Annotated in this window: 22 protein-coding genes; 17 read left to right on the plus strand and 5 right to left on the minus strand. The window is 72.1% G+C overall.

The features are described from left to right. Nucleotides 1–2: 2 nt before the first annotated feature. Nucleotides 3–1049: a zinc-binding alcohol dehydrogenase gene (locus ACFWVC_RS13755; RefSeq protein WP_384283858.1), complete on the minus strand. Its 1047-nt coding sequence runs from the start codon at nt 1047–1049 to the stop codon at nt 3–5. A 151-nt stretch (nt 1050–1200) separates the two neighbouring features. Between ACFWVC_RS13755 and ACFWVC_RS13760 the strand changes: the two genes are divergently transcribed. From ACFWVC_RS13760 to ACFWVC_RS13780, 5 genes are read left to right on the plus strand one after another with little or no spacing between them, the layout of a single operon-like run. Next, entirely contained in the window at nt 1201–2601 is a 1401-nt protein-coding gene (locus tag ACFWVC_RS13760) for an ABC transporter substrate-binding protein (RefSeq protein ID WP_384283861.1), read from the plus strand. A 34-nt stretch (nt 2602–2635) separates the two neighbouring features. Then, entirely contained in the window at nt 2636–3646 is a 1011-nt protein-coding gene (locus ACFWVC_RS13765) for a carbohydrate ABC transporter permease (protein ID WP_384283864.1), read from the plus strand. Then, entirely contained in the window at nt 3646–4515 is an 870-nt protein-coding gene (locus ACFWVC_RS13770; protein WP_384283868.1) for a carbohydrate ABC transporter permease, read from the plus strand. Before ACFWVC_RS13765 ends, ACFWVC_RS13770 begins: the two co-directional genes overlap by 1 nt. Nucleotides 4516–4550: 35 nt before the next feature. Continuing rightward, the gene (locus tag ACFWVC_RS13775) at nt 4551–5768 is read left to right on the plus strand and encodes an ROK family protein (protein ID WP_384283871.1); all 1218 of its coding nucleotides are present in this window, start codon (nt 4551–4553) and stop codon (nt 5766–5768) included. After that, a complete protein-coding gene (locus tag ACFWVC_RS13780) occupies nt 5765–6709 on the plus strand; it encodes a Gfo/Idh/MocA family protein (RefSeq protein WP_384283873.1) in 945 nt (314 codons plus the stop codon). Before ACFWVC_RS13775 ends, ACFWVC_RS13780 begins: the two co-directional genes overlap by 4 nt. A gap of 25 nt (nt 6710–6734) precedes the next feature. Here ACFWVC_RS13780 and ACFWVC_RS13785 read toward each other — a convergent pair whose 3' ends face one another. Beyond that, nucleotides 6735–7463, minus strand: a complete 729-nt coding sequence (locus ACFWVC_RS13785; protein ID WP_384283876.1) for a hypothetical protein — start codon at nt 7461–7463, stop codon at nt 6735–6737. 68 nt (nt 7464–7531) lie between these two features. Further along, on the minus strand, nt 7532–8104 hold the full coding sequence (locus tag ACFWVC_RS13790; protein WP_384283879.1) for a TetR/AcrR family transcriptional regulator: 573 nt from the start codon (nt 8102–8104) through the stop codon (nt 7532–7534). A gap of 94 nt (nt 8105–8198) precedes the next feature. Between ACFWVC_RS13790 and ACFWVC_RS13795 the strand changes: the two genes are divergently transcribed. The 6 genes from ACFWVC_RS13795 (at nt 8199) to ACFWVC_RS13820 (ending at nt 12610) form a co-directional block, all read left to right on the plus strand. Continuing rightward, a complete protein-coding gene (locus ACFWVC_RS13795) occupies nt 8199–8570 on the plus strand; it encodes a DUF4267 domain-containing protein (RefSeq protein ID WP_384283881.1) in 372 nt (123 codons plus the stop codon). Between the two features lie 45 nt (nt 8571–8615). Further along, on the plus strand, nt 8616–9110 hold the full coding sequence (locus ACFWVC_RS13800; protein ID WP_384283883.1) for a cupin domain-containing protein: 495 nt from the start codon (nt 8616–8618) through the stop codon (nt 9108–9110). Between the two features lie 192 nt (nt 9111–9302). Continuing rightward, nucleotides 9303–10154, plus strand: a complete 852-nt coding sequence (locus tag ACFWVC_RS13805; RefSeq protein WP_384283885.1) for an LLM class flavin-dependent oxidoreductase — start codon at nt 9303–9305, stop codon at nt 10152–10154. An 87-nt stretch (nt 10155–10241) separates the two neighbouring features. After that, nucleotides 10242–11114 carry a helix-turn-helix transcriptional regulator gene (locus tag ACFWVC_RS13810; protein WP_384283887.1) on the plus strand — a complete coding sequence of 291 codons (873 nt, stop codon included), beginning with the start codon at nt 10242–10244 and terminating at the stop codon, nt 11112–11114. Between the two features lie 157 nt (nt 11115–11271). Then, nucleotides 11272–12114 carry an oxidoreductase gene (locus ACFWVC_RS13815; RefSeq protein WP_384283889.1) on the plus strand — a complete coding sequence of 281 codons (843 nt, stop codon included), beginning with the start codon at nt 11272–11274 and terminating at the stop codon, nt 12112–12114. Between the two features lie 175 nt (nt 12115–12289). After that, entirely contained in the window at nt 12290–12610 is a 321-nt protein-coding gene (locus ACFWVC_RS13820) for a WhiB family transcriptional regulator (RefSeq protein ID WP_384283892.1), read from the plus strand. 150 nt (nt 12611–12760) lie between these two features. Here ACFWVC_RS13820 and ACFWVC_RS13825 read toward each other — a convergent pair whose 3' ends face one another. Both ACFWVC_RS13825 and ACFWVC_RS13830 read right to left on the minus strand, forming a co-directional pair. Further along, on the minus strand, nt 12761–13705 hold the full coding sequence (locus ACFWVC_RS13825; protein ID WP_384283894.1) for an ROK family protein: 945 nt from the start codon (nt 13703–13705) through the stop codon (nt 12761–12763). Next, a complete protein-coding gene (locus ACFWVC_RS13830) occupies nt 13702–15420 on the minus strand; it encodes a class I mannose-6-phosphate isomerase (RefSeq protein ID WP_384283896.1) in 1719 nt (572 codons plus the stop codon). The genes ACFWVC_RS13825 and ACFWVC_RS13830 overlap by 4 nt, the downstream gene beginning before the upstream one ends. Before the next feature lie 322 nt (nt 15421–15742). Between ACFWVC_RS13830 and ACFWVC_RS13835 the strand changes: the two genes are divergently transcribed. From ACFWVC_RS13835 to ACFWVC_RS13860, 6 genes are all read left to right on the plus strand, one after another. Beyond that, the gene (locus ACFWVC_RS13835; protein WP_384283898.1) at nt 15743–16600 is read left to right on the plus strand and encodes a FadR/GntR family transcriptional regulator; all 858 of its coding nucleotides are present in this window, start codon (nt 15743–15745) and stop codon (nt 16598–16600) included. Continuing rightward, entirely contained in the window at nt 16575–17036 is a 462-nt protein-coding gene (locus tag ACFWVC_RS13840) for a hypothetical protein (protein WP_384283900.1), read from the plus strand. The genes ACFWVC_RS13835 and ACFWVC_RS13840 overlap by 26 nt, the downstream gene beginning before the upstream one ends. Nucleotides 17037–17054: 18 nt before the next feature. Next, nucleotides 17055–18443 carry an ABC transporter substrate-binding protein gene (locus ACFWVC_RS13845; protein WP_384283901.1) on the plus strand — a complete coding sequence of 463 codons (1389 nt, stop codon included), beginning with the start codon at nt 17055–17057 and terminating at the stop codon, nt 18441–18443. Continuing rightward, nucleotides 18440–19375: a carbohydrate ABC transporter permease gene (locus tag ACFWVC_RS13850; protein WP_384283903.1), complete on the plus strand. Its 936-nt coding sequence runs from the start codon at nt 18440–18442 to the stop codon at nt 19373–19375. Before ACFWVC_RS13845 ends, ACFWVC_RS13850 begins: the two co-directional genes overlap by 4 nt. Then, nucleotides 19372–20301, plus strand: a complete 930-nt coding sequence (locus ACFWVC_RS13855) for a carbohydrate ABC transporter permease (RefSeq protein ID WP_384283905.1) — start codon at nt 19372–19374, stop codon at nt 20299–20301. The genes ACFWVC_RS13850 and ACFWVC_RS13855 overlap by 4 nt, the downstream gene beginning before the upstream one ends. A 127-nt stretch (nt 20302–20428) precedes the next feature. Next, nucleotides 20429–21586: a permease gene (locus ACFWVC_RS13860; RefSeq protein WP_384283907.1), complete on the plus strand. Its 1158-nt coding sequence runs from the start codon at nt 20429–20431 to the stop codon at nt 21584–21586. Nucleotides 21587–21927 lie beyond the last annotated feature (341 nt).

Genomic DNA, 21927 nt, shown 5'->3' on the forward strand with positions numbered 1-21927 from the left:
TCTCAGAACTCCAGGACGACCTGGAGCGCGTCGGCGGGACGCTCATCCAGCAGGACATAGGCGTCGGCCGCGTCGGCGACCGGCACAACATGGCTGACCAGGGACTTCACATCGACCTGGCCCTCGGCGACGAGCCGCAGGAAGGTCTGCTGGAGGCGTTCCACGGTCCAGCGTCCGGCGAGCTGCGGGGGCACGCCGCCGATCTGGGAGCAGATCAGCTGCACGCGGTTGTGGTGGAACTCGTCGCCCAGCCGCAGGCCCACGCCGTCGCCCTGGTAGAAGCCGGAGGCCACGACCCGGCCGCCCACCACGACCGAGCGCAGGGCCTCGTGCAGCGCGGGGTAGGCGCCGCTGATCTCGATGGCGACATCGGCGCCGCGGCCGTCGGTGGCCGCGCGGATCCGCTCGGCGACGGCGTCGGTGCGGGCGTTGAGGGTGGTGCTCGCGCCGTACTCGGTGGCCTTGGCCAGCCGGCTGTCCAGGGCGTCGACGGCGGTCACGCGGGCGCCGCTGAGCTGGGCGAGCCGGGTGGTGAGCAGCCCGATGACGCCCTGGCCGAAGACGGCGACGTCCTCGCCCACGTGCAGGTCGCTGCCGAGGACGGCGTTGTACGCGATCGCGCCGACCCGGGCGAAGGCGCCTGCCAGCGGCTCCAGGCCGGCCGGGAGCCGGTGCCCGACCATGCGCTCGGCGGGGACGATGCCCTCGCTGCGGTGACCCCAGATGCCCCAGACGAGGTCGCCGACGGCCGGCATGCCCGGCACCTCGACGAGTTCGGGTGAGACCTCGGTCACCTCGCCGACCTCGGAGTAGCCCCAGCCCGCGACGGGGTACTCGATGCCCGCCGCACCGTCCCGGAACAGGCGGGCCTCCGCGTCCCAGGTGCGGGTCAGGTACGGGTTGGTGCCGCGGTAGGCGGTGAGCTCGGTGCCCGCGGAGATGCCGGAGTAGCGGGTTCGCACGCGCAGATGGCCGGGGGGCAGGGCGGCTGACTCGCTGGGGGCGACCTCCACCTGACGGGGGCCGGTGAACTGGACGACGCGTTCCACAAGAGGCTCCGGAGAGTTCGGTTATGCAGACCGTTCAGCTATCTCGAGCTGACTTACGTCGAAGATATCCGAGACTTAAGTCTTGTCAACAAGCAAAAGTGGTGTTCTGATGCAACACATACGTAACGCAGGGCTGACGTGAGGACGGTTGATGGGGATGTGGTCCAGGCGGTCGAGGGCGCTGGCGAGCGGCTTGGCCGCCGCATTGGGGATCGGGCTGATGTCCGGGTGTGCCGCACAGGACACCGGTAAGCCCGACAACAAGATCACCGTCTGGAGCCTCGAGAACCTCAGCGACCGGATGGCGGCGACGAAGAAGAACGTCGCCGCCTTCGAGAAGCAGTCCGGGGTCAAGGTGAACCTGGTCGGCGTCGACGAGGGCCAGCTCCCGCAGCTGATCATGTCGGCCGCGGCGGCCGGCACACTGCCCGACGTCATCGGCGGCATACCCCTCGCCCCGGTCTGGCAGATGTACACCAACGGCCTGCTGAACACCGACGCCACCGCGAAGGTGATCCAGGACCTCGGCGCCGGGACCTTCAACGCCAACGCCCTCAAGCTCACCGCGGACGGCACCACCCGGCTCGGCGTCCCCAGCGACGCCTGGATGCAGATCCTCGTCTACCGCAAGGACCTCTTCGCCAAGGCCGGCCTCGCCGCACCGGACACCTACGACACCATGCTCAAGGCGGCGCAGAAGCTCAACACCGGTGGCGTCGACGGGATGTCGCTGTCCACCGACCCCGGGGACGTCTTCACCCAGCAGAGCTTCGAGGACATCGCCCTCGCCAACGGCTGCGAACTCGCCGGCAGCGACGGGAAGGTCACCCTCGACAGCCCGCAGTGCGAGCGTGCCTTCTCCGTCTACGACCGCCTCGGCGGCGAGTACGGCGCCCCCGGCACCCAGACCGTCGACACCACCCGGGCCACCTACTTCGCCGGGCAGTCCTCGATGATCGTCTGGTCCACCTTCCTCCTGGACGAACTGGCGGGACTGCGCAACGACGCCCTGCCCAGCTGCCCCCAGTGCAAGAAGGACCACCAGTACCTCTCCGACAACAGCGGGATCGTCACGGCGCTGCGCGGCCCCGACGCCTCCGCCCCCGCCCAGTTCGGCGAGATCTCCTCGTGGGTGGTCACCAAGACCGCCGAGACCGGGGCCTCCGAGAAGTTCATCCGCTACATGATGAGCGACGGCTACCCCGGCTGGTTCGGCATGGCCCCCGAGGGCAAGATCCCGGTCCGCGACGGCACCGCGGAGGAACCCGACAAGTACCTCAAGGCCTGGCGTGCCAGCGACATCGGCGTGGACACCAAGAAGCCCCTGCAGTCGGTCTTCTCGCCGCAGCTGCTGGACGAACTCACCGCCGGCGTCAGCAACATGAAGCGCTGGGGCATCACCCAGGGCCAGGGCGCGCTGGTCGGCGCCACCATCGGCGAGCTGCCCATCCCCAAGGCCGTCGGGGAGATGACCACCGGACAGACGCCTCCGCGCGAGGCCATGAAGCAGGCCGACGAGGAAGTCGCGGCACTGCAGAAGTCCCTCCAGTGACCCGCCACCGGCCTCGTCCTTCAAGGAAGCAGTGATGAGCACCGCACAGAGCACGCAGCAGCACAGAACCCCGGCAGCGGGCACCCCGAAGGGCCCCCGTGAGCGCCGGCCCCTGACCCTGGCCCAGCGCGAGAACCGGACGGGCCTGGCCTTCGTGTCGCCCACCGTCCTCGTCGTCCTGGTCGTCGTGATCCTCCCGATCGCCTGGACCGTGCTGCTGGCCTTCCAGCACGCCCGGCTGGTCGACATCCAGGGCATGGACTTCCTGTCCAACTGGACCTGGAGGAACTTCACCGAGGTCTTCACCTCGCCCGGCTTCTGGACCTCCCTGTGGACCACGCTCGCCTACACGGTCGGCGCCACGGTCGGTTCCATCGTCCTCGGACTCGTCGCGGCGCTCGCGCTGCGCCGCCCCTTCCGGGGCCGCGCGCTGCTGCGCGGCACCATGCTGCTGCCCTACGTGGCGCCGGTGGTGGCCGTGACGTTCGTCTGGGAGGTCGCCCTCAGCCCGCAGTTCGGCATCGTCAACGAGGTCGGCACCAACCTGCTGGGCTGGGACAAGCCCATCGCCTTCCTGTCGACCCGGTCGCAGGAGATCTCCCTGCTCGGCTGGCACGTCCACGTGCCGCTGGCCCTGCTCACCGTGATCGCCTTCGAGATCTGGCGCTACTTCCCCTTCGCCTTCCTCTTCCTCCTCGCCCGCCTCCAGGCGGTACCGGACGGGCTCGAGGAGGCCGCCGTCGTGGACGGCGCGACGATCACCCAGCGCTTCCGGCACATCCTGCTGCCGCAGCTCATGCCGGTCATCGCCCTGCTGTCGGTGCTCCGCTTCATCATGACGTTCAACAAGTTCGACGACGTCTACCTGCTGACCGGCGGCGGCTCCGGCACCGACGTCGTGGCCGTGCGCGTCTACGACTTCCTCACCGCCCGCTACGACGTGGGCGCCGCCGCGGCGCAGGCCCTGATCCTGGCGGCGATCCTCGCCGTGCTGCTCGGCATCTACTTCAAGTTCTTCGCCAAGAAGGTTCAGGAGGAGGCGTGATGGCCAGTCGCGCGCAGATCGAGGACCGGACCTTCGCGGTCCTGCGCTGGGTGGTGATCGCCGGCCTCGCGGTCGCCACGATCTTCCCCTTCTACTACATGGTGCTGCTGTCGCTGAAGCCGATCGACGAGCTCCTGCTCGACCCGGGCAAGCTCTGGGTCGGCACCTCCCAGATCACCTTCGACACCTACCGGACCGTCCTGGAGTCCGTCGACGACGGCGGCCAGGGCTTCCTGCGGATGCTCGGCAACTCCGCCATCGTGGCGCTCGGCACGGTGGCGCTGACCCTGCTGGTCTCCGTCCCCGGCGCGTACGCGGTGAGCCGGCTGAAGTTCTTCGGCGGCCGCCAGGTCAGCGCCGTCTTCCTCGCCGTGTACCTCTTCCCGGCCACGCTGCTGGCCGTGCCGCTGTTCGTGGTGTTCGCCCGGATCGGCCTGCAGGGCAGCCTGTTCGGCCTCGCGATCGTCTACATCGCGCAGACCGTCCCGGTCTCGATCTACATGCTGAAGAACTACTTCATCACCATCCCCGAGAGCATCGAGGAGGCCGCGGCGCTCGACGGCTGCTCGCGGCTGCAGACCGTGCGGCGGGTCGTCCTCCCGCTCGCCGCACCGTCGTTGATGGCCACCGGCCTGTATGTCTTCATGATCGCCTGGAACGAGTTCCTGTTCGCCCTGCTGTTCCTCGCGGCCGATCCCGACAAGTGGACGGTCTCCCTCGGCCTGGCACAGCTCGCCAACGGCATCGAGGTTCCCAAGACCGTGCTCATGGCCGGCTCGGTGGTGCTCACGATTCCCGTGGTACTCCTTTTCTACGCGGCCGAACGGCTTCTCACCGAGGGCCTGACCAGCGGCGCGGACAAGAGCTGAGCGCAGTGGCCCGACACGAGGGGGAACGAGCACGGATGGCAACGCCCTGGAGCACGGCAGGACATCTGCTGGAACTGATCCGCACCGGGCAGGCGACCACGCGCGGCGAACTCCAGAGTGTCACCGGCCTGTCCCGCTCGACGGTCGGCCAGCGGCTGGACCAGCTGTTCGCCGCGGGCTGGGTGGACGCGGTGCCGGGCGGCCCGTCCACCGGCGGACGGCCCTCTCTCCACCTGCGGTTCGACCCGGGGCACGCCGCCGTGCTCGCCGCGGACCTCGACACCGCCCACGCCCGGGTGGCCGTGCTGGACCTGTCCGGCCGGGTGCTCGCCGAGCACTCCGGGGACCTCCTCCTCGACGAGGGGCCCGAGCAGGTCCTGGACGAACTCGCGCGCCGGTTCGCGGGCCTGCTCGCCGCGGCCGGGATCGCCCCGGCCGCGGTGTGCGGCGTCGGCCTGTCGGTGCCCGGACCCGTCGACCAGTCGACGGGCGTGGTCGTCCGGCCGCCGATCATGCCCGGCTGGGACGGCTACCCCGTCCCGGGCCGCATGCAGGAGGCACTCGCCCGGTACGCCGGACTGCCGTCCGGCGTGCCGGTGCTCGTCGACAACGACGCCAACCTCATGGCCCTGGGCGAGCAGCGCGACTCGTGGCGCGACTGCTCGGCCTTCGTCCTGGTGAAGGTGTCGACCGGCATCGGCGCGGGCGTCGTCATCGACGGCCGGCCCTTCCGCGGCATCGACGGCGGCGCGGGCGACCTCGGCCACATCCGCCTGCACGACGCGCCGGAAGCGCGCTGCATGTGCGGCTCCTACGGCTGCCTCGCCGCCGTCGCCAGCGGCCGGGCGCTGGCCGGGCAGCTCAGCGCCCTCGGCGTCGCCGCCGCCTCCGCCGCGGACGTCCGCGCCCACCTGGACGCGGGCCATCCCGACGCGGTGCGACTGGCCCGCGAGGCCGGCCGGCGCTGCGGCGAGGTCCTGGTCACCGTCGTCACGCTGCTCAACCCCGGCGTCCTGATGATCGCCGGCGACCTCGCCGAGACCCACTTCGTCACGGGCGTCCGCGAACTGCTCTACCAGCGCGCCCTTCCCCGCGCCACGCGCCATCTCCAGGTCGTCACCTCGCGCCTCGCGGAGCGTTCCGCGCTCGCCGGCGCCACCGCCATGGTCGTGGAGCACCTTTACGCGCCGGACCAGGCCAACGCCCGCCTGGCGGCCGAGGACCCGAACCGCCTCTTGGAGCAAGCCCAGTGAACAGCCCCGCCCCCCTTCCCGCTTCCGGCCCCGCCCCCCTTCCCGCTTCCGGCCCCGCCCCCCTTCCGGCCTCCGGCCAGGCCCCCGTACGGGTCGGCCTCATCGGCGCCGGTCCGTGGGCCCGAGCCATGCACGCCCGGATGATCGCCGCCGGTCCCGAGACCCGGCTCACCGCGGTGTGGGCCCGCCGGTCCGAGGCCGCCCAGGAGATCGCCGACGCCTACGGCACGTTGGCCGCCGGCAGCCCGGAGGAGCTCTTCGACCAGTGCGAGGCCGTCGCCTTCGCCGTGCCCCCGGCCGTGCAGGCCGAACTCGCCGTGCGCGCCGCCAAGGCGGGCAAGGCCGTACTCCTGGAGAAGCCGCTCGGACCGGACCTGGCCTCGGCACGTGCGGTCGCCGACGCCGTCGCCGAGGCCGGCGTCGTCTCGCAGATGGTGCTGACCAAGCGCTACCACCCCGTGACCCGCGACTTCCTGCGCCGGGCCCGGGACACCGAGGTCGTCGGCGCGCGCTCCTGCTACCTCCACGGGGCCTTCCTCGGCGGGGAGTTCGCCACCGGCTGGCGGCTGGAGCAGGGCGCCCTGCTCGACCTCGGCCCGCATCTGATCGACCTGCTCGACGCCGCGATCGGCCCGATCACCGCGATCCGCGCCACCGGCGATCCCCGCCGCTGGGTCGAGCTGACCTGCGAGCACGAGAACGGCGCCGTCAGCCAGGCCTCCCTGTCCGGGAGCGTCAACCTGCCCAAGGCCCGTACCCGGGTCGAACTCCTGGGCCCCGGCGGCGAGCTGACCTACGACACCGCCGGCATCGACCACGAGGAGTGCTGGCCGATCCTGCGCGCCGAGTTCGCCGAGGCCGTCCGCACCGGGCGTCCCGGGGAACTGGACGCCGCGCGCGGGCTGCGCCTGCAGGAGCTGATCGAGGCCGCCGTCCGCTGACGTTGGGCGGGGGCGGGCCGCGGAGTCACGGCCGGGCGTGCGGCGGGTCGAGCGCGAACACCGTCAGCCACTCGGAGTCGGCCGTGTGGTAGCCGAGGTCGGCCAGTGCCGGGGCCACGGCGCGCATGTGCTCGGCGCCGTAGACGATGCCGATCGTGTACGGCTCCTTGTGGTCCCCGCGGGCGCGGTGCAACTCCTTCACCGCGTCCAGCAGGAGGCGGTCCCGCCGGTGCAGTATCACGTCGTCCATCCCCGTCATGACGCCGGCGGCGGCCTCCTCCGTGTCGGTGAGCAGGTCCTCGGTGCGCAGGTGCCGGGCCATGAACCGCCGGGTGCCGAGCAGTCGCATCCCCGTCGCGTAGACGGGCACGAGGGCGGCCACCGCGGCCCTTTCCCTGAGCGGGACGCGCCGCCATCTGCTCTCGAACTCCTCGCCCGTCATGTCCGGGCACACCACCGGCACGCCCAGCGCGCGGTAGTCGATGTCCTGCACGACCAGGCCGAGCCGTTCGCTGCCGTCCAGCCGGCGGTAGGACTGCGTGAGCGCGGCCGCGCTCGGCGACTCGCCTCTGATCCCCTCCGCGATCACCAGGTCGCACAGGGCGCGCAGCCGGGCGGTGACCTGGTCGTAGAAGGACCGTTCCCCCAGGTGCACCATGGGGAAGATCACGAAGGACAGTCCGCTGCCGCGTCTGCGGAAGCGGACGACCGCGGAACGCACCCCCGCCAGTTCGGTCACCTCGATGAACTGCATGCGGCCCCCCCACGGCTCCCCACTGAAGAGGACGCCCCTGCGGAGCGGTCAGTTGCGGGCGCGAGGGGTCAGTTGGTGAACCGGGCCAGCAGGAGCGCGAGGCGGTCGGCGTGGCGCTCGCGGGGGAGGCGTCCGCCGCGGGTGAGCGTCGCCAGGCCGTGCAGCGCGGCCCAGAACGTCTCCGTCAGCAGGCCGAGGTCGTCGTCCCCGGCGTGCGGACGGACGGCCTCGGCGAGTTCGCCGAAGGAGGCGTGCAGGGCGGCCGGAGCCTGCGGCGTGGCGAACGGCAGGTCGACGGCCTGGCCGAACATCGCGTCGTACAGGGCCGGGCGCCGCTCGGCGAAGCCGGTGTAGGCCGCGCTCACGTCGGCGAGCGCGCGGTGGGCGTCGGGCGCCGCCGCCCGGGCCGCGCGCAGCTCCTCGGCCAGGTCGGCGAATCCCTCCACCGCGACGGCCGCCATGATGGCGTCCTTGCCCTTGAAGTGGCTGTACAGGACCGGCTGGCTGTACTCGACGCGCTCGGCGAGCCGCCGGGTCGTCACCGCGTCCCAGCCCTCGGCCTCGGCGAGTTCGCGGGCCGCCGTGATGATCAGCGCCTCCCGCTCGGCACGTTCGCGCTCTCGGCGCGTCCGGATCGTCATGGCTCGATTCTAGCAGCGCTAGATTTCATGTCGACGCTCTGCTAGCGTCATTCCTGTTCCTAGCAACGCTAGCCACAGGCCACAGGGGGAAGACATGCTCAGCACCATCGCCTACTCGCTCGCCGTCGTGCTCAACCTCTTCGTCCTCTTCATCGGGGCCCGCTTCCTCTTCGCGCCCCGCGCGGCGGCGGCCGGCTACGGCGTCCCGGCGAAGGAGAACGGCGACGGCGCCTACCTGACGGTCAAGGGCCTGCGCGACGGCGCGTACGGCGTGCTCGGCCTGGCACTTCTGGCCTTCGTGGGCGCGGCGGCCGAGGCGTGGTACATGCTGGTCGTCGCTCTGCTGCCGCTCGGCGACACCCTGATAGTGCTCCGTAACGGCGGCACGAAGGCCGTCGCGTTCGGGATCCACTTCGCGACCGCCGTGGTCGTACTGATCAGCGCCGCCCTGCTCTTCGCCGTCTGACCGCCGCTGACCGCCGCCGCTCACATCAGCCGAAAGGATCCGGCCGTGTCTTTGATCGTTCCCGGCTTCACCGAGTCCGTGGTCGTCCGTACCGCCGACGCCGAGGTCGTCGGCCGCGCCCCCACGACCATCCGGCTGCTGGCCGACAGCAGCGCCACCGGCGGCGCGCTGTCCACGCAGCGCGTCACGCTCGCCGACGGCGCCGACGGGGCCAGGCCGCACCGCCACGGCAACTCCGCCGAGCTCTTCTACCTGCTCGACGGCACCGCCCAGCTCCTGTCCGGCGAACAGGTCGTGACCGCGGAACGCGGTGACCTCGTCATCGTCCCGCCCGGCCTCTCCCACGCCTTCGCCGCCGCCCCCGGCCACGACGCCGACATCCTCATCGTCATCACCCCGGGTGTGGAACGTTTCGAGTACTTCCGCCACTTGGAGCGCATCGCCTACGGCAAGCAGCCGCCGGAGTCCCTTCTGGACGTCCAGGAGCTCTACGACACGTACTTCGAGACCAGCGTCCCCTGGAAGGAGGCCCGTTCCTGACGGTGCCACGCCGGCCGGCCAGGGGGAGATCCCGTTGGCCGGCCCGGGCCCGCCGGGGTACGGTGAGGCCACTTCGAACAGCATGCTCCCTGGAACGACGCCGCAGAGCGGGAGCACGAACGCGCCGCGGGTGCGGGGGCCTTGGAGGGGCGGCAGTGATGACGCCCGCCCTCCCGAAGGAGAACCGCCCTCATGAAGATCGGCCTCGGCCTCCCCATCGACGACCCCGCCCGGCTGCCGGCCTGGGCACGGCGCGCCGACGCGGGCCCTTTCACCACGCTGGGCCTGCTGGACCGCCTGGTCTACGGCAATCCCGAACCGCTCGTCGCCCTCGCCGTACTGGCCGGCGCGACGACCCGGATCCGGCTCCAGACCGAAGTGCTGATCGCGCCGCTGCACACCACCGCGCTGCTCGCCAAGCAGACGGCCACGCTGGACCGCCTTTCCGGCGGACGGCTCACCCTGGGCATCGGGGTCGGCGGCCGCGAGGACGACTACCTCGCCGCCGGTGTCGACCCACGGCGCCGCGGACGCCGGCTCGACGAACAGATGGCGGCGCTGCGCCGCACCTGGACCGGCGAGGACCACGGCGCGGGCATCGGGCCGATCGGACCCGCGCCCGCCACACCCGGCGGTCCCGAAGTGCTCTTCGGCGGCTTCGCCCCGGCCGTGACGGAACGTGTCGCCCGCTGGGGCGACGGCTTCATCGGCGCGGCTCTGCCCCCGCGGTCGATGGACCGGCTCTTCCGGGACGTGGAGCGTGCCTGGACGGCGCGCGGCCGGGCGGGGCGGCCGCGCCTGCTGGCCCAGGTGAACGTCGCGCTCGGTGCGGAGGCCGTGGCCGAGGAGGCACGCGCGAACATCGGCGCGTACTACGCGTTCACCGGCGACGCCGCCGGGATCGCCGCGGGCCTGCTCACCACGGAGCGGGCGATTCGCGACGCCGTCGCCGCGTTCACCGCCCTCGGCGCCGACGAGGTGATGCTCTACTGCTGGTCGCCCGATCCGGACCAGGTCGGACGCCTCGCCGACGCGGCCTTCTGAGGCCGGGACTGCCCAGGGCCGCCGGGCGCCGGGCCGTCCGGCCCGGCGGCCCGTTCCGGCGCCGTGACCGGGCGCGATAATCGAGGTATGAGTCAGCGCAATGCTTCGAACCCCACGCTGGGTGACTTCCTGCGGGCCTGCCGTGCGCGCGTGAACCCGGTCGAGGCGGGTCTGCCCGACGACGGGCGCCACCGCAGGGTGCCGGGGCTGCGGCGCGAGGAGCTGGCACAGCTGGCGAACGTCAGTGTCGACTACGTGGTGCGGCTGGAGCAGGGCCGCACGGCGCACGTGTCGACCGCTGTGCTGGAGTCGCTGGCCCGGGCGCTGCGGCTGCGGCCCGACGAGCGGGACTACCTGCTGCGGATCGCCGAGGCGGGTGCGACGTCGCACGCGCCGGTGTCGGACCCCGTGGCGTCCGGCGTCCGGCCGCAGACCCGGACCCTGCTCGACGGCTGGGCCTTCCCCGCGCTGCTGCTGGGGCCCCGGCTGGACGTACTGGCGTGGAACCCGCTCGGCGCGGCCCTCCTGGCGACCGATTTCGGCGCCCTGCCGGAGGAGGAGCGCAATCTCGTGCGGCTGGCGTTCCTGGAGCCGTTCTTCCGGGAGCTCTACGCGGACTGGAGGCACGTGGCGCGCGAGTGCGTGGGGTACCTGCGCATGGGCATGGCGCACGATCCCGGGGACGCGCGCCTGCTCGCCCTCGTCGAGGAACTGTCCACCGCGGACCCCGACTTCCGCCGCTGGTGGTCGGACCACCGGGTACGGACGCGGGCGGTGGGCACCAAGAGCTTCCGGCATCCGGTCGCGGGCGCGATGACGCTGGACTTCCAGAGCCTGGTGCTGGGGGACGAACCGGACCGCACGGTCTTCGTCTACACGGCGCAGCCGGACACACCGTCGCACGAGGCGCTTCGCTTCCTGGCCACGTGGTCCTCGGCCCCGGCGCCCGCGCGAGGGTGACCTTCGCGGCCGGACGATCCGCGTCCGCGTGGTACCGCCGGTCCCAGGCAGGTGTCTCCTACGGTCAAGGCCTCTCTGGTCCGCGCCCGGCGGCGGCCGCACGCTGGTGACGGATCGGCGAACCGGCCGGTCCCGTATCCATGAGGAGCACACCACCATGACCACGTGGTTCATCACCGGAGCGTCCCGCGGTTTCGGTCTGGAGATCGCACGGCAGGCCCTGGAGCAGGGCCACGACGTCGTCGCCACGGCCCGGGACCCGCGACCGCTACGGGACGCCCTGGCGGCCCACGGCGACCGGGTGCTGGCCGCGCCGCTGGACGTCAACGACGAGCGGCAGGCGCAGGCCGCCGTCGACGCGGCGGTCGAGCGGTTCGGCGGCATCGACGTCCTCGTCAACAACGCGGGCCGGGGCCTGCTCGGCGCGGTGGAGGAGACCAGCGACGCCGAGGCGCGGGCGGTCTTCGACACCAATCTCTTCGGCCTGCTGACCGTGACCCGGGCGGTGCTGCCGGTCATGCGGGCGCGGCGTTCCGGGCGCATCGTCAACCTGAGCTCGGTCGGCGGTTTCGTGGGCTGGGCGGGCTGGGGGCTGTATTGCGCGACCAAGTTCTCCGTCGAGGCCGTCACCGAGGCGCTGCGGCTGGAACTCGCCCCGCTGGGCATCCAGGCGACCTCCATCGAACCGGGCCCGTTCCGCACCGACTTCCTCGACTCCTCCTCGCTGCACCGCACCGAGCGGGTCATCGGCGACTACGAGGGCAGCTCGGGCGGCATGCGCGCCTGGGCCGACGACAGCAACCACGCCCAGGACGGCGACCCGGTGAAGGCGGCCGCGGCCATCATCACCGTCGCCGGGGCGGAGCGGATGCCGGCCCGTGTGCCGCTGGGCAAGGCGAGCGTCAGCGACGTCGAGGGCAAGCTCGCCGAGGTGGCCCGCGACATCGACGTCTGGCGTGAGGTGGCGCTGTCCACGGACTTCGCCCCCTCCGCCTCGTAACCGGCACCTCGCGCGTCCGGCGGGGTGAGGGGCGGTCAGGCCATCATGCAGGAGCGCCCTCGCGCACATTGATGAAATCAAATGGCCTCACATGAACGGAGTTGAACGCTTCCGCCCGGGAACCCGTATCAGACGGCGATGTCAACCGCGGGGATTGAGCGGAAGAGAGGCACGGATGAAGCTTGATGTGGCAGCGCAGGCGTGGGTGGAGAACTGGGGCGCCCAGGCCGTTTGCCGCGTGTCCGACCCGGACGAGCTGTTCGCGCAGGGCTCCGCACAGAACAGGGCCAAGGCCGTGTGCGCCGGCTGCCCGGTCCGCACCGAATGCCTCGCCGACGCACTGGACAACAAGATCGAATTCGGCATCTGGGGCGGGATGACCGAGCGCGAGCGCCGCGCCCTCCTGCGCCGCCGCCCGTCCGTCACCTCCTGGCGCGCACTGCTGAGCACCGCCCGCTCCGCGTACGAGGGCGGTCCCGTCGAGGCCGCCGGCTGATCACCCCGTCGCCCGGCAACCCCGGACCCCGGCCTGCTCGTGTGTGTGCGAAGACACCGACGCAGGCCGGGGCCGCCGCGTGAGCGGCGGGGGTACGGCGCGGTGGTCCGGGACATGGCTCCCCTTTCCCGCCCCGCTCAGCCGGAGGCCTCAGCCGCCGGCTGAGCGGGGGAACGCGCCCGGCGGCGCGGCACCGATGAGGGCCGCGTCCCGCGGGTGGACCGCCGTACGCGGCCGCGGTACCCCCGGCCCGGCCGTGTCCAGCCCGCGCAGGAGCGGCGCTTCGATCAGGTCCCAGGCCCCGGCGACCGAACCGCCGACGACCACCGCGGACGCGCCGAAGCGGACGATCCACAGGCCGAGCGCCAGCCCCAGCGCCTCGAAGGCCTCGTCGAGCACCCGGCGGGCCTGACCCGATCCGGCCCGCGCCCGCTCGGCCACGTCGCGTACGCCCGCCGCGCTCTTCACGCCGGCCACGCCCGTCACGTCCCCTTCTTCGCCCGTCGCCGCGAACCGCCGGACCAGGGCGCGGGTGGAGACGGTCTCCTCCAGCGGGCGGCCGTCGACGGTCAGCAGGTCGGCGCGGCCCTGCGGAGGCACGTCGGGCCCGGAGACGACGCACGTGCCGTCGGCGAGGAACGCCGAACCCACTCCGGTGCCGAGGGTGATCCCCACCGCCCGGCGGTGCCCGGCCGCGGCGCCGGCCGCCGCCTCGCCCAGCAGGAAGGCGTGCGCGTCGTTGACGAACGTCACGGCGGCCATCCGCTCCCCGAGGACATGGCGCAGCGCGGCGCCGACGTCCACCCCGTCCAGGGCGTCGAACTTGCCGACGCCCCGGTAACGGGCGACGCCGGCCGCGTAGTCGAAGGGGCCGGGCAGAGCGACGCCCCATGTGGTGCCCGCCGGCGGCAGCGACGCCGCGCACCGGGCGACCCCGTCCACGATCTCCCGCGCGGAGCCGTGCGGCGCCAGCGGAGCGGCCCGGCGCGTGCCCGGCCGCACCGTCCGCGTCGCCGGGTCGACGAGGGCCGCCGCCACATGGCTGCCGCCGATCTCGAGGACGGGAACGTCCGCCGGGACGGCCGCGACGCTCACCGCACCAGGGCCTTCACCAGGCGGGCCCCGCCCGCGCCCAGCGGCGCCACGGTGTAGCGGCCCACGGCGGCGGGGACCACCAGGGTCTCGGCGTATGCCAGCGTGACGCGGTGCCCGGCCGCGGTCTCCACGACGGCGCCCTCGCCCTCGACGACGTTGAGGATGTGGAAGCGGTCCGCGGTGTCGTCGTCGGCGCGGCCACCGGGGGCGAGGACCGTGCGGCGCACCTCGAAGAACATCTCCGGCAGCGACCCGATCACCTCCTCGTGCCAGCCGTCGCCCTCGCGCAGCGTGCGCGGCCGCGGCACGAGGGTGTCGGCCACGGCGGCGCCCGCCCGCGAGCGGTCGAGGTTCGAGAAGGCGTGGCCGACGTGGACGGGGCGCTGCGCGCCGTCGGCGTCCCGCCGGAGCCAGTCGTAGAAGCGCAGCGAGTACAGGTAGGGGGTGGCGCTGATCTCCAGCACGACGTTGCCGCGGCCGCTGCCGTGCGGTGTGCCCGCGGGGATCAGGAACAGCTGGTGGGGGTCGGCGGGGAAGGTGCCGACATGCCGCTCGATGTCGAAGGCCTGCCCGTGGTGGTGCGCCGCGTGCGCCTCGCGTTCGAACCGCTCGACGTCCGCGTCCTCGCGCAGCCCGAGGTAGACCTTGGCGTCCTCGCCGCCGACCATCATGTAGTAGGTCTCGTGCTGGGTGTACGGCCAGCCGAACACCTCGCGCATGTAGTCGGACTGCGGATGGCAGTGCACCGACAGGCTGCCGCCGTCGACGGTGTCGAGGTAGTCGAAGCGCACGGGGAAGGACGTGCCGAAGGCGCGGTGCACGGGTTCGCCCATGATCTCCCGCGGGTGCAGCCCCACCAGCAGCTGGAACGGGACCTCCACCTCGGCCCCGGGACCGTCCCCGACCAGGACGCCCGACTCGGGCGCGATGAGCTCGTACCCCAGGGCGGTGTTGCGTGCCTCCTGGTTCATGCCGAGCGTGTTCTGGGCCCAATGGCCGCCCCAGGAGGTGGTGTTGAAGGTCGGCCGGGTGCGGAAGGGGCGGCCCGCGAGCGCGGCGGCGGTGCGTCGGAGCGTCGCGCCGTCCAGGGACGCGGGCGAAGCCGTGTCCTGGAGGTCCAGCCACCGGTCGAGGCGGGGGGCGAGGGACTCGCGGTGCTGGTCCAGGAGCGGCCAGTCGATGTAGAACAGCCGCTTGGTGGTGCCCGGTCCGGCGTCCTCGGGCTGTGCGAGGTTGCGGGCGGTGCCGGCCGTGATCGCCGCCTCCGCGTAGCGTTTGGGCAGGTCGGCGTACCACAGCACGTCGTGGGCGACGAGCGCCGCGCCGGGGCCGAGGACGACCGCCCAGCCCGCGCCGGGCCGGCCCGGCGCGGGAACGCCGTCGAAGAGGTCGGCGAGGGTGCCCTCGGCGAGGGTGGCGAAGTGCGGGTCGTCGGGCAGCCGGGCGGACCGGGTCGCCTTCTCGACCACGTCCCAGGGGGCGTGGTGCTCGCGGACGTCCAGGAAGGACAACGGCAGACCGGTCGTGGCCGCCGCCGCGCGCAGGCCGGCGACCGCGGCGGTCCAGTCGAGGACACCGGGACCGTCGAGGGCGAGGACGCCCGGGCCGTCCGGCAGCGCGGCGAGGGCGGCCGCCCAGCCGCGGACGACCGTGCCGCCCACGGGGGCCTGACGGGGATGGGCGTCGTAGGAGGGAACACCGGCGGGAGGCGTCATGGGGGCCTGCTGCTTCCTTGATCGGGTGCGGACGGGCGCAGTCGGGCAACGGAGCCGCCCGGGACCCGCGCTCGCCGTGCGAGGGATGAATGGATGTGAAGCATCTGCTCCATTCGGCGAGAGGACCATACGTATGGCCGGCCCGTCGATGCAATGCCCGTACGCAAATGTTCTGTTTGCGGCGCCGGGTTCGTGTGACGTCCGCACCCTGTTCGAGAAAAATGCCACCGAATGCTTCCCGTCCGTCGGGCGTGATGCCATAGTGGCCGCGCCGATAGATCTGAAGCATCTGAAGTATCCGACTCGTTGAGGAGATCCCCCCGTGGCAGAAGCGCCCACCCCCGACCCCACGGGACCGAGCGACACGGCGGACCGTTACCGCCCGGGGTACGAACTCGTCGCGGAGCAGTTGCTGACCTACATCGCGGAGCAGAACCTGATGCCGGGCGACCGGCTGCCCACCGAGCAGGGGCTGGCGGAGATCCTCGGCGCGTCCCGCAATGTGACGCGCGAGGCGGTCAAGGTCCTGGCCGCCATCGGCCGCCTCAGTGTCCGCAAGGGAGCGGGCATCTTCGTTGCCGCCTCACCCGGGGCGCTCGCCGACGACCAGCTCGCCCACTTCCAGCCGACCAGCATGGAGCATCTGCTGATGCTCCTCGACTACCGGCGCCTCATCGAGTCCGAGACCGCTCGCCGCGCCGCGGCGCTCGCCACGCCGATCGAGGTCCGGACGATGCGCGAGCACGCGGAGGCATCGCTGACCGCCGGGACGGCGGGCGAGGTCGAGGAGTTCGCCCGTGCGGACGCGCTCTTCCACGACGCCGTCGGCATCGCCGCCCACAACGTCTTCCTGCGGTCCAGCGTCGCCAACATCCGCCGCTTCGTGTCCCAGTCGGACGTCCTGCTCTTCCACGGGGACGTCCCCGGGTCCCTGGAGGTGGCGGGCAACCAGCACATCGCCATCGCCCAGGCGGTCGCCGCCGGCGAGGCCGACACCGCGGCCGAGCTGATGGCCGCCCACATCGACACCACCCAGGCCCAGTTCGAACGGAAGATCCGCGACCGCCTGTTCAACGTGGCCGGCCGCCCCTCGCCGTCCGAACCGGCCCCCGACCGCGCACCGCGCGGGACGACCGCACCCCGGCCGCCGTCCGGTGACCGGCGCACGTCCGCGTCGTAACCCGAGCATTCCGGCGTACGCCCTCACGTCCACCTTCGCCACCACCGAGGAGTTCCACGACGTCGCCGAACAGTGCCTCGCCGCCGGCTACCGCGGTATCAAGCTCCACGCGTGGGGGGACGCCCGCAGGGAGCACATGAACCTCGCCGACGTCATCAGGGCGGGCGCCGCCACCTTCGGCGTACGGGTGGGCACCATCCTGCGCGGCGGCGTCACCGGGGGCCGTGCGCACCGCCCACTGGCCGACGCCTTCCGGATCCGTGCCGAGGTGCACGGCTCGGACATCCCCCATCACCACCTGTGCATGCGACGCCCAGGGCTCGGTGCACGCCCCCACCGCCCCCGGGATCGCACTTCCCCTCGACTGCGAGTACCCCGCGGCACTCGCCCGCTTCGTCGAGGCACCCACCGGCTGAGTCGGCTCACCCGCACGTGAGATCAGAAAGGCAAGACGATGACGTCTTCCGCAGTCCCGCACGCCCGCCCCGCCCGCCCCCGCCGCAGATCCCTGGCCGCCGCCGTCCTCGCCCTGTGCGCGGCCACCGCCCTCGCCGGCTGCGCCAGCGCCGACACCAGCACCTCCAAGGACGCCGGCACCGGCGCGTTCAAGCCCGTCAAGCAGGACGGCGGCGCCACGGTCACCGTCTGGGCGGACTCCACCCGGCTGCCCGCCGTGCAGGAGTACCAGAAGACCCACCCCGACGCGAAGCTGAACATCGTCACCTACGACGGCGGCGCCGACGGCTCGAGTTACCTGCAGACCAAGGTGCAGCTCTTCGACCGCACCGGGAAGGGCTGGCCGGACGTCGTCTTCGGCACCCCCACCGACGTCACCTGGGCGACCACTCCCACCAAGCCGGGGGCGGTCCCGTTCGCCGCGCCGCTCGACCAGGACCTGGTCCCGCAGGCCACACTCGGCAACTTCGCCAAGGGCTCCCTCGCCCCCTGCCAGGCCGGCGGGCACACCTACTGCCTGCGCAACGACATCGCCCAGGTCGTGCTCTGGTACAACAAGTCGCTCTTCGACCAGTGGGGTTACCAGGTGCCCACCACCTGGCCGGAGTACCAGGCGCTCGGCGAGAAGATCGCCAAGGAGCACCCCGGTTATCTCTCCGGCTCGGTCGGCGACACCAACTCGCAGGAGTCGTACCTGTGGTCCAGCCGGTGCCCGGCCTTCGACCTCAAGGACTCCGGCCATCTGCGGGTCGCGCTCCAGGACGAGAAGTGCACCCGTATGAGCAAGCTGCTGGACTCCCTCATCTCCGCCAAGGCCGTCAGCACCCAGGGCTTCTTCAGCCAGGGCTTCGCCAAGACCAGCGGGCGCAAGGTGGCCATGGCGTACGGGCCCTCCTGGTACGGCCAGTACCTGTTCAACGCCGCCTTCAAGGTGCCGGCGGGCCAGATCGCCGCGGCCCCGCCGCTGTCCTGGCCCGGTGAGTCGACCCGCGCCACCGGCAATGTCGGCGGCGGTGTGTGGATGGTGTCGGCCCACAGCGCCAACCTCAAGGCGTCCGCGGATCTCGTCACCTGGCTGACGACCTCCGACGCCAACCAGGGCAAGGCGCCCACCTACCCCGCGTACGCTCCCGCGGCCAAGGTCTGGCTCGCCAACCCCGACATCAAGAAGTACTTCGCGGGCGACGTCGGCCCCGCGTTCCAGCAGGCCGCCGACGAGGTCTGGACGGGCTGGGGCAACACCCGCTTCAGCGACGCCACCGCCTGGTCCGGCGTCGTCCTCCCGGCGCTGACGGCCGGCAAGTCGCTCACCGCGACGCTGCCCGCCTGGCAGTCCGCCATCGCCGACGAGGCCAAGGCCCACGGCTACAAGGTGACCACGCAATGACCCTGCTCGACACCCCGCAGGTCGCCGTCCCCGCCCCCCGCCCCGGTGTCAGGCCGCGGCGGGGGAGGGGCGGCGGCCCCGCCGGCTACCTCTTCGTCGCCGGCTACTCGGTCCTGCTGCTCGCCTTCGGCGTCTTCCCCACCGGATACGCCCTCTACCTGTCGGTGACCAATGACCGCGGCCAGTTCACCGGCCTCAACCAGTTCGTCAAGGTCGCCCAGGACTACCGCTTCGTGCCCGCGTTCACCAACATCGCGCTCTACCTGGTGATGTGGCTGATCGTGCTGATCGTTCTGACGGTGGTGACCGCCGTCGCCCTGCGCGGACGCATGCGCCCGGGGCTGTCGGCGCTGCTGCGCTTCCTGTACTACATCCCCGGCGCGCTGGCCGGCGTGGCGAGCGTCCTGGTCTGGCTGTTCATGCTCGATCCTGAGGTCAGCCCGGCCTCCGGACTGCTGCACGCGCTCGGCTTCCACACCTTCGCCGAGGTGCTCGCCCCCGGGGACCTGCCGGTGATCTTCATGCTGATCGCCTTCTGGACCGGCGCCGGCGGCTGGATGGTCGTGATGTACGGGGCGCTCAACAACATCCCGGACGAGGTCCTGGAGGCGGCGCGGGTGGACGGTGCCGGGCCGTGGCAGACGGCGTGGCACATCCAGATCCCCATGATCCGGCAGTGGATCGTGTACATGGCGATGCTCGCGTTCGCCGGCGGCACCCAGCTCTTCGTGGAGCCGCAACTGCTCCAGACCGCGAGCCTGGGCCGGGTCAGCCCGACCTGGTCCCCCAACCAGCTGGCCTACGTCTTCGCCTTCCAGCAGGGCGACTTCAACGGCGCCGCCGCCATCTCGGTCTTCCTGCTCGCGCTCGGCCTGATCTGCGCCGGGCTGCTGGTCTCCCGCAGCAACATGTTCACGATGGACGAGAAATGACGCTCTCCGCTCCCGCTCCCGCCCCCGTTCGTGCTCCGGCGACCGGTCGCCGCCCCGCGCCGTCCCGTGCCCTGTCGGTCCTGGTGATCGGCGTGCTGCTCACCGCCCTGCTGGTCTTCTTCGTGCTGCCGGTCCTGTGGCTGCTGCTCGCACCCTCGAAGACCGCCGACCAGATGATCCACGACGCGCCGCTGTCCTTCGGCTCGTTCGCCCGGATCGGCGCGTCCTGGCGGCACCTGTTCGCCTTCCAGGACGGCGCGATGCTCACCTGGCTGCGCAACTCCGCCGTCTACTCCGGCGCCTCGCTGGTGCTGACCCTGCTCACCAGCGTCCCCGCCGGGTACGGGCTGGCGCTGACGCGCTTCAGGGGCCGCCGCACCCTGCTCACGATCACGCTCGTCACCATGATCATGCCGTCCGCCGCGCTGGTGCTGCCGATCTTCCTGGAGCTCAACCGCTTCCACCTGATCGGGACGGCATGGTCGGTGATCCTGCCCTTCTCGTTCTACCCGTTCGGGGTGTACCTCGTGTACATCTACTTCGCGACCAGCCTGCCGCGCGAACTGCTGGCGGCCGCCCGCATCGACGGGTGCACCGAGTGGCAGGTCTTCGCCCGCATCGCGTTGCCGCTGGCGAAACCCGTCGTCGGGCTGGTGGCGTTCTTCAGCTTCGTCGGCAACTGGAACAACTTCTTCCTGCCGTATCTGGTCCTGCCCAACAGCGACGAGTTCCCGGTGCAGGTGGGCCTGAACCAACTGCTGTCCTCCACCCCCTCGTTCAACCCGGTGGCGGGCGCGGGTCTGGACATCACCGTGCCCGAACTGGCGCTCGCGATCATCGTGGCGATCCTGCCGGTGCTGGTGCTCTTCCTCTTCTCGCAGCGCACGCTCGTGTCCGGGATGCTGGCCGGCTCGACGAAGGAGTGACCGCGGGCCTCCCGTCCGGTCCGGACAGGGTGCCCGGACCGGATGTGCGGTGCCGGCCGGTGCCGGCGGCGATCCCGCCGGTGTCGTACCGCGCCTTCGTGCCCGGGCGCGGGGGAGACTGCGGGACGTGGACGCCGTACTGCATGCGCTGTCGATCGCCGGATCGATGACCTGGGAGATCACCTGGGCCCTGATCCTGGGCTTCGCCCTCTCCGCGGTCGTCCAGGCCGTGGCCCGAAAGGAGAGCGTCGTCGCCCTGCTCGGCGACGACCGCCCGCGGACCCTGGTGATCGCCGCAGGACTGGGGGCGGCCTCCTCCTCGTGCTCCTATGCCGCCGTCGCCCTGGCGCGCTCGCTGTTCCGCAAGGGGGCGAGCTTCACCGCCGCGATGACCCTGGAGATCGCCTCCACCAACCTCGTGATCGAGCTGGGCTTCATCCTCGCCCTGCTGATGGGATGGGAGTTCACGGTCGCCGAGTTCGTCGGCGGGCCCATCATGATCCTCGTCCTGGCGGTGCTCTTCCGCCGGCTGCTCCGGCCCGGCCTGCTGCGGCAGGCCCGCGAACAGGCCGACCGGGGCCTCGCCGGGTCGATGGAGGGGCACGCGGTGATGGACATGACCGTTCGGCGCGAGGGGCCGTTCATGCGCCGGCTGCTCTCACCCGAGGGCTTCACCGTCACCTCGCACGTCTTCGTGATGGAGTGGGCCGCGATCCTGCGGGACCTCGTGGTGGGCCTGCTCATCGCCGGTGCGGTGGCCGCCTGGGTCCCCGACGCCTTCTGGCAGGCCTTCTTCTTCGAGGACCACCCGCTCGCCGCCAAGATCTGGGGACCGCTCATCGGCCCCGTCGTGGCCATCGCCTCGTTCGTCTGCTCCATCGGCAACGTGCCGCTCGCGGTGGTCCTGTGGACCGGTGGCATCAGCTTCGGGGGCGTCGTCTCCTTCATCTTCGCCGACCTGCTGATTCTGCCGATCCTGAACATCTACCGGAAGTACTACGGCACGCGGATGGCGCTGTTCCTGCTCGGCACCTTCTACGTCGCCATGGTCGTGGCCGGCTACGTGGTCGAGTTCCTCTTCGGCAGCCTCGGCCTGATTCCCGACCCCTCGCAGGCGCGTGTCCCCACCGACGGCGTCCGCTGGAACTACACCACCTGGCTCAACATCGCCTTCCTCGCCCTCGCCGCGGTCCTGCTGGCGCGTTTCCTGACCACCGGTGGAGGCCGCATGCTGCGCATGATGGGCGGTGCGCCGCCGCCGGCCCACGAGCGGGGGCACGGCTGAGGCGGACCGCACGTCCGCGCCCCTGGCCCCGCCGCGGCCGCCTCGCCCCAGACGCACGGCCCACCCTGCCGCGCCGGCCTGGCCGGGCCGGCAGCGATCGGAAGGGGGGACCGGCGCTCCCTGGATCGGTGATGCCTTCATCGGCGCGGCGGCGGCGCCGAATCTGGTGGTGAGCGGTTCCGGGGCCCGTCAGGGCCCGGCCGCGAACCGACGGAGCTACGAGAAGCTGCAACTGCTCCCCGTACTCGGCGAGCGGATGCCCGGCACCTGACGCGGCCGGCCGGCACCCCGGAACACCGGAGGTGCCGGCCCCGCGGCGGGGACCGGCACCTCCAGGCGAG

Source organism: Streptomyces sp. NPDC058691 (assembly GCF_042714775.1).
Classification (GTDB): domain Bacteria; phylum Actinomycetota; class Actinomycetes; order Streptomycetales; family Streptomycetaceae; genus Actinacidiphila.

Bases quoted from the DNA above. Each gene is read 5' to 3' on its own strand.
- ACFWVC_RS13770 (WP_384283868.1), top strand. From the start codon at position 3,646: ATGGCCAGTCGCGCGCAGATCGAGGACCGGACCTTCGCGGTCCTGCGC.
- ACFWVC_RS13855 (WP_384283905.1), top strand. From the start codon at position 19,372: ATGACGCTCTCCGCTCCCGCTCCCGCCCCCGTTCGTGCTCCGGCGACC.
- ACFWVC_RS13810 (WP_384283887.1), top strand. From the start codon at position 10,242: ATGAGTCAGCGCAATGCTTCGAACCCCACGCTGGGTGACTTCCTGCGG.
- ACFWVC_RS13765 (WP_384283864.1), top strand. From the start codon at position 2,636: ATGAGCACCGCACAGAGCACGCAGCAGCACAGAACCCCGGCAGCGGGC.
- ACFWVC_RS13805 (WP_384283885.1), top strand. From the start codon at position 9,303: ATGAAGATCGGCCTCGGCCTCCCCATCGACGACCCCGCCCGGCTGCCG.
- ACFWVC_RS13820 (WP_384283892.1), top strand. From the start codon at position 12,290: ATGAAGCTTGATGTGGCAGCGCAGGCGTGGGTGGAGAACTGGGGCGCC.
- ACFWVC_RS13830 (WP_384283896.1), bottom strand. From the start codon at position 15,420: ATGACGCCTCCCGCCGGTGTTCCCTCCTACGACGCCCATCCCCGTCAG.
- ACFWVC_RS13760 (WP_384283861.1), top strand. From the start codon at position 1,201: ATGGGGATGTGGTCCAGGCGGTCGAGGGCGCTGGCGAGCGGCTTGGCC.
- ACFWVC_RS13775 (WP_384283871.1), top strand. From the start codon at position 4,551: ATGGCAACGCCCTGGAGCACGGCAGGACATCTGCTGGAACTGATCCGC.
- ACFWVC_RS13845 (WP_384283901.1), top strand. From the start codon at position 17,055: ATGACGTCTTCCGCAGTCCCGCACGCCCGCCCCGCCCGCCCCCGCCGC.
- ACFWVC_RS13790 (WP_384283879.1), bottom strand. From the start codon at position 8,104: ATGACGATCCGGACGCGCCGAGAGCGCGAACGTGCCGAGCGGGAGGCG.
- ACFWVC_RS13795 (WP_384283881.1), top strand. From the start codon at position 8,199: ATGCTCAGCACCATCGCCTACTCGCTCGCCGTCGTGCTCAACCTCTTC.
- ACFWVC_RS13850 (WP_384283903.1), top strand. From the start codon at position 18,440: ATGACCCTGCTCGACACCCCGCAGGTCGCCGTCCCCGCCCCCCGCCCC.
- ACFWVC_RS13785 (WP_384283876.1), bottom strand. From the start codon at position 7,463: ATGCAGTTCATCGAGGTGACCGAACTGGCGGGGGTGCGTTCCGCGGTC.
- ACFWVC_RS13815 (WP_384283889.1), top strand. From the start codon at position 11,272: ATGACCACGTGGTTCATCACCGGAGCGTCCCGCGGTTTCGGTCTGGAG.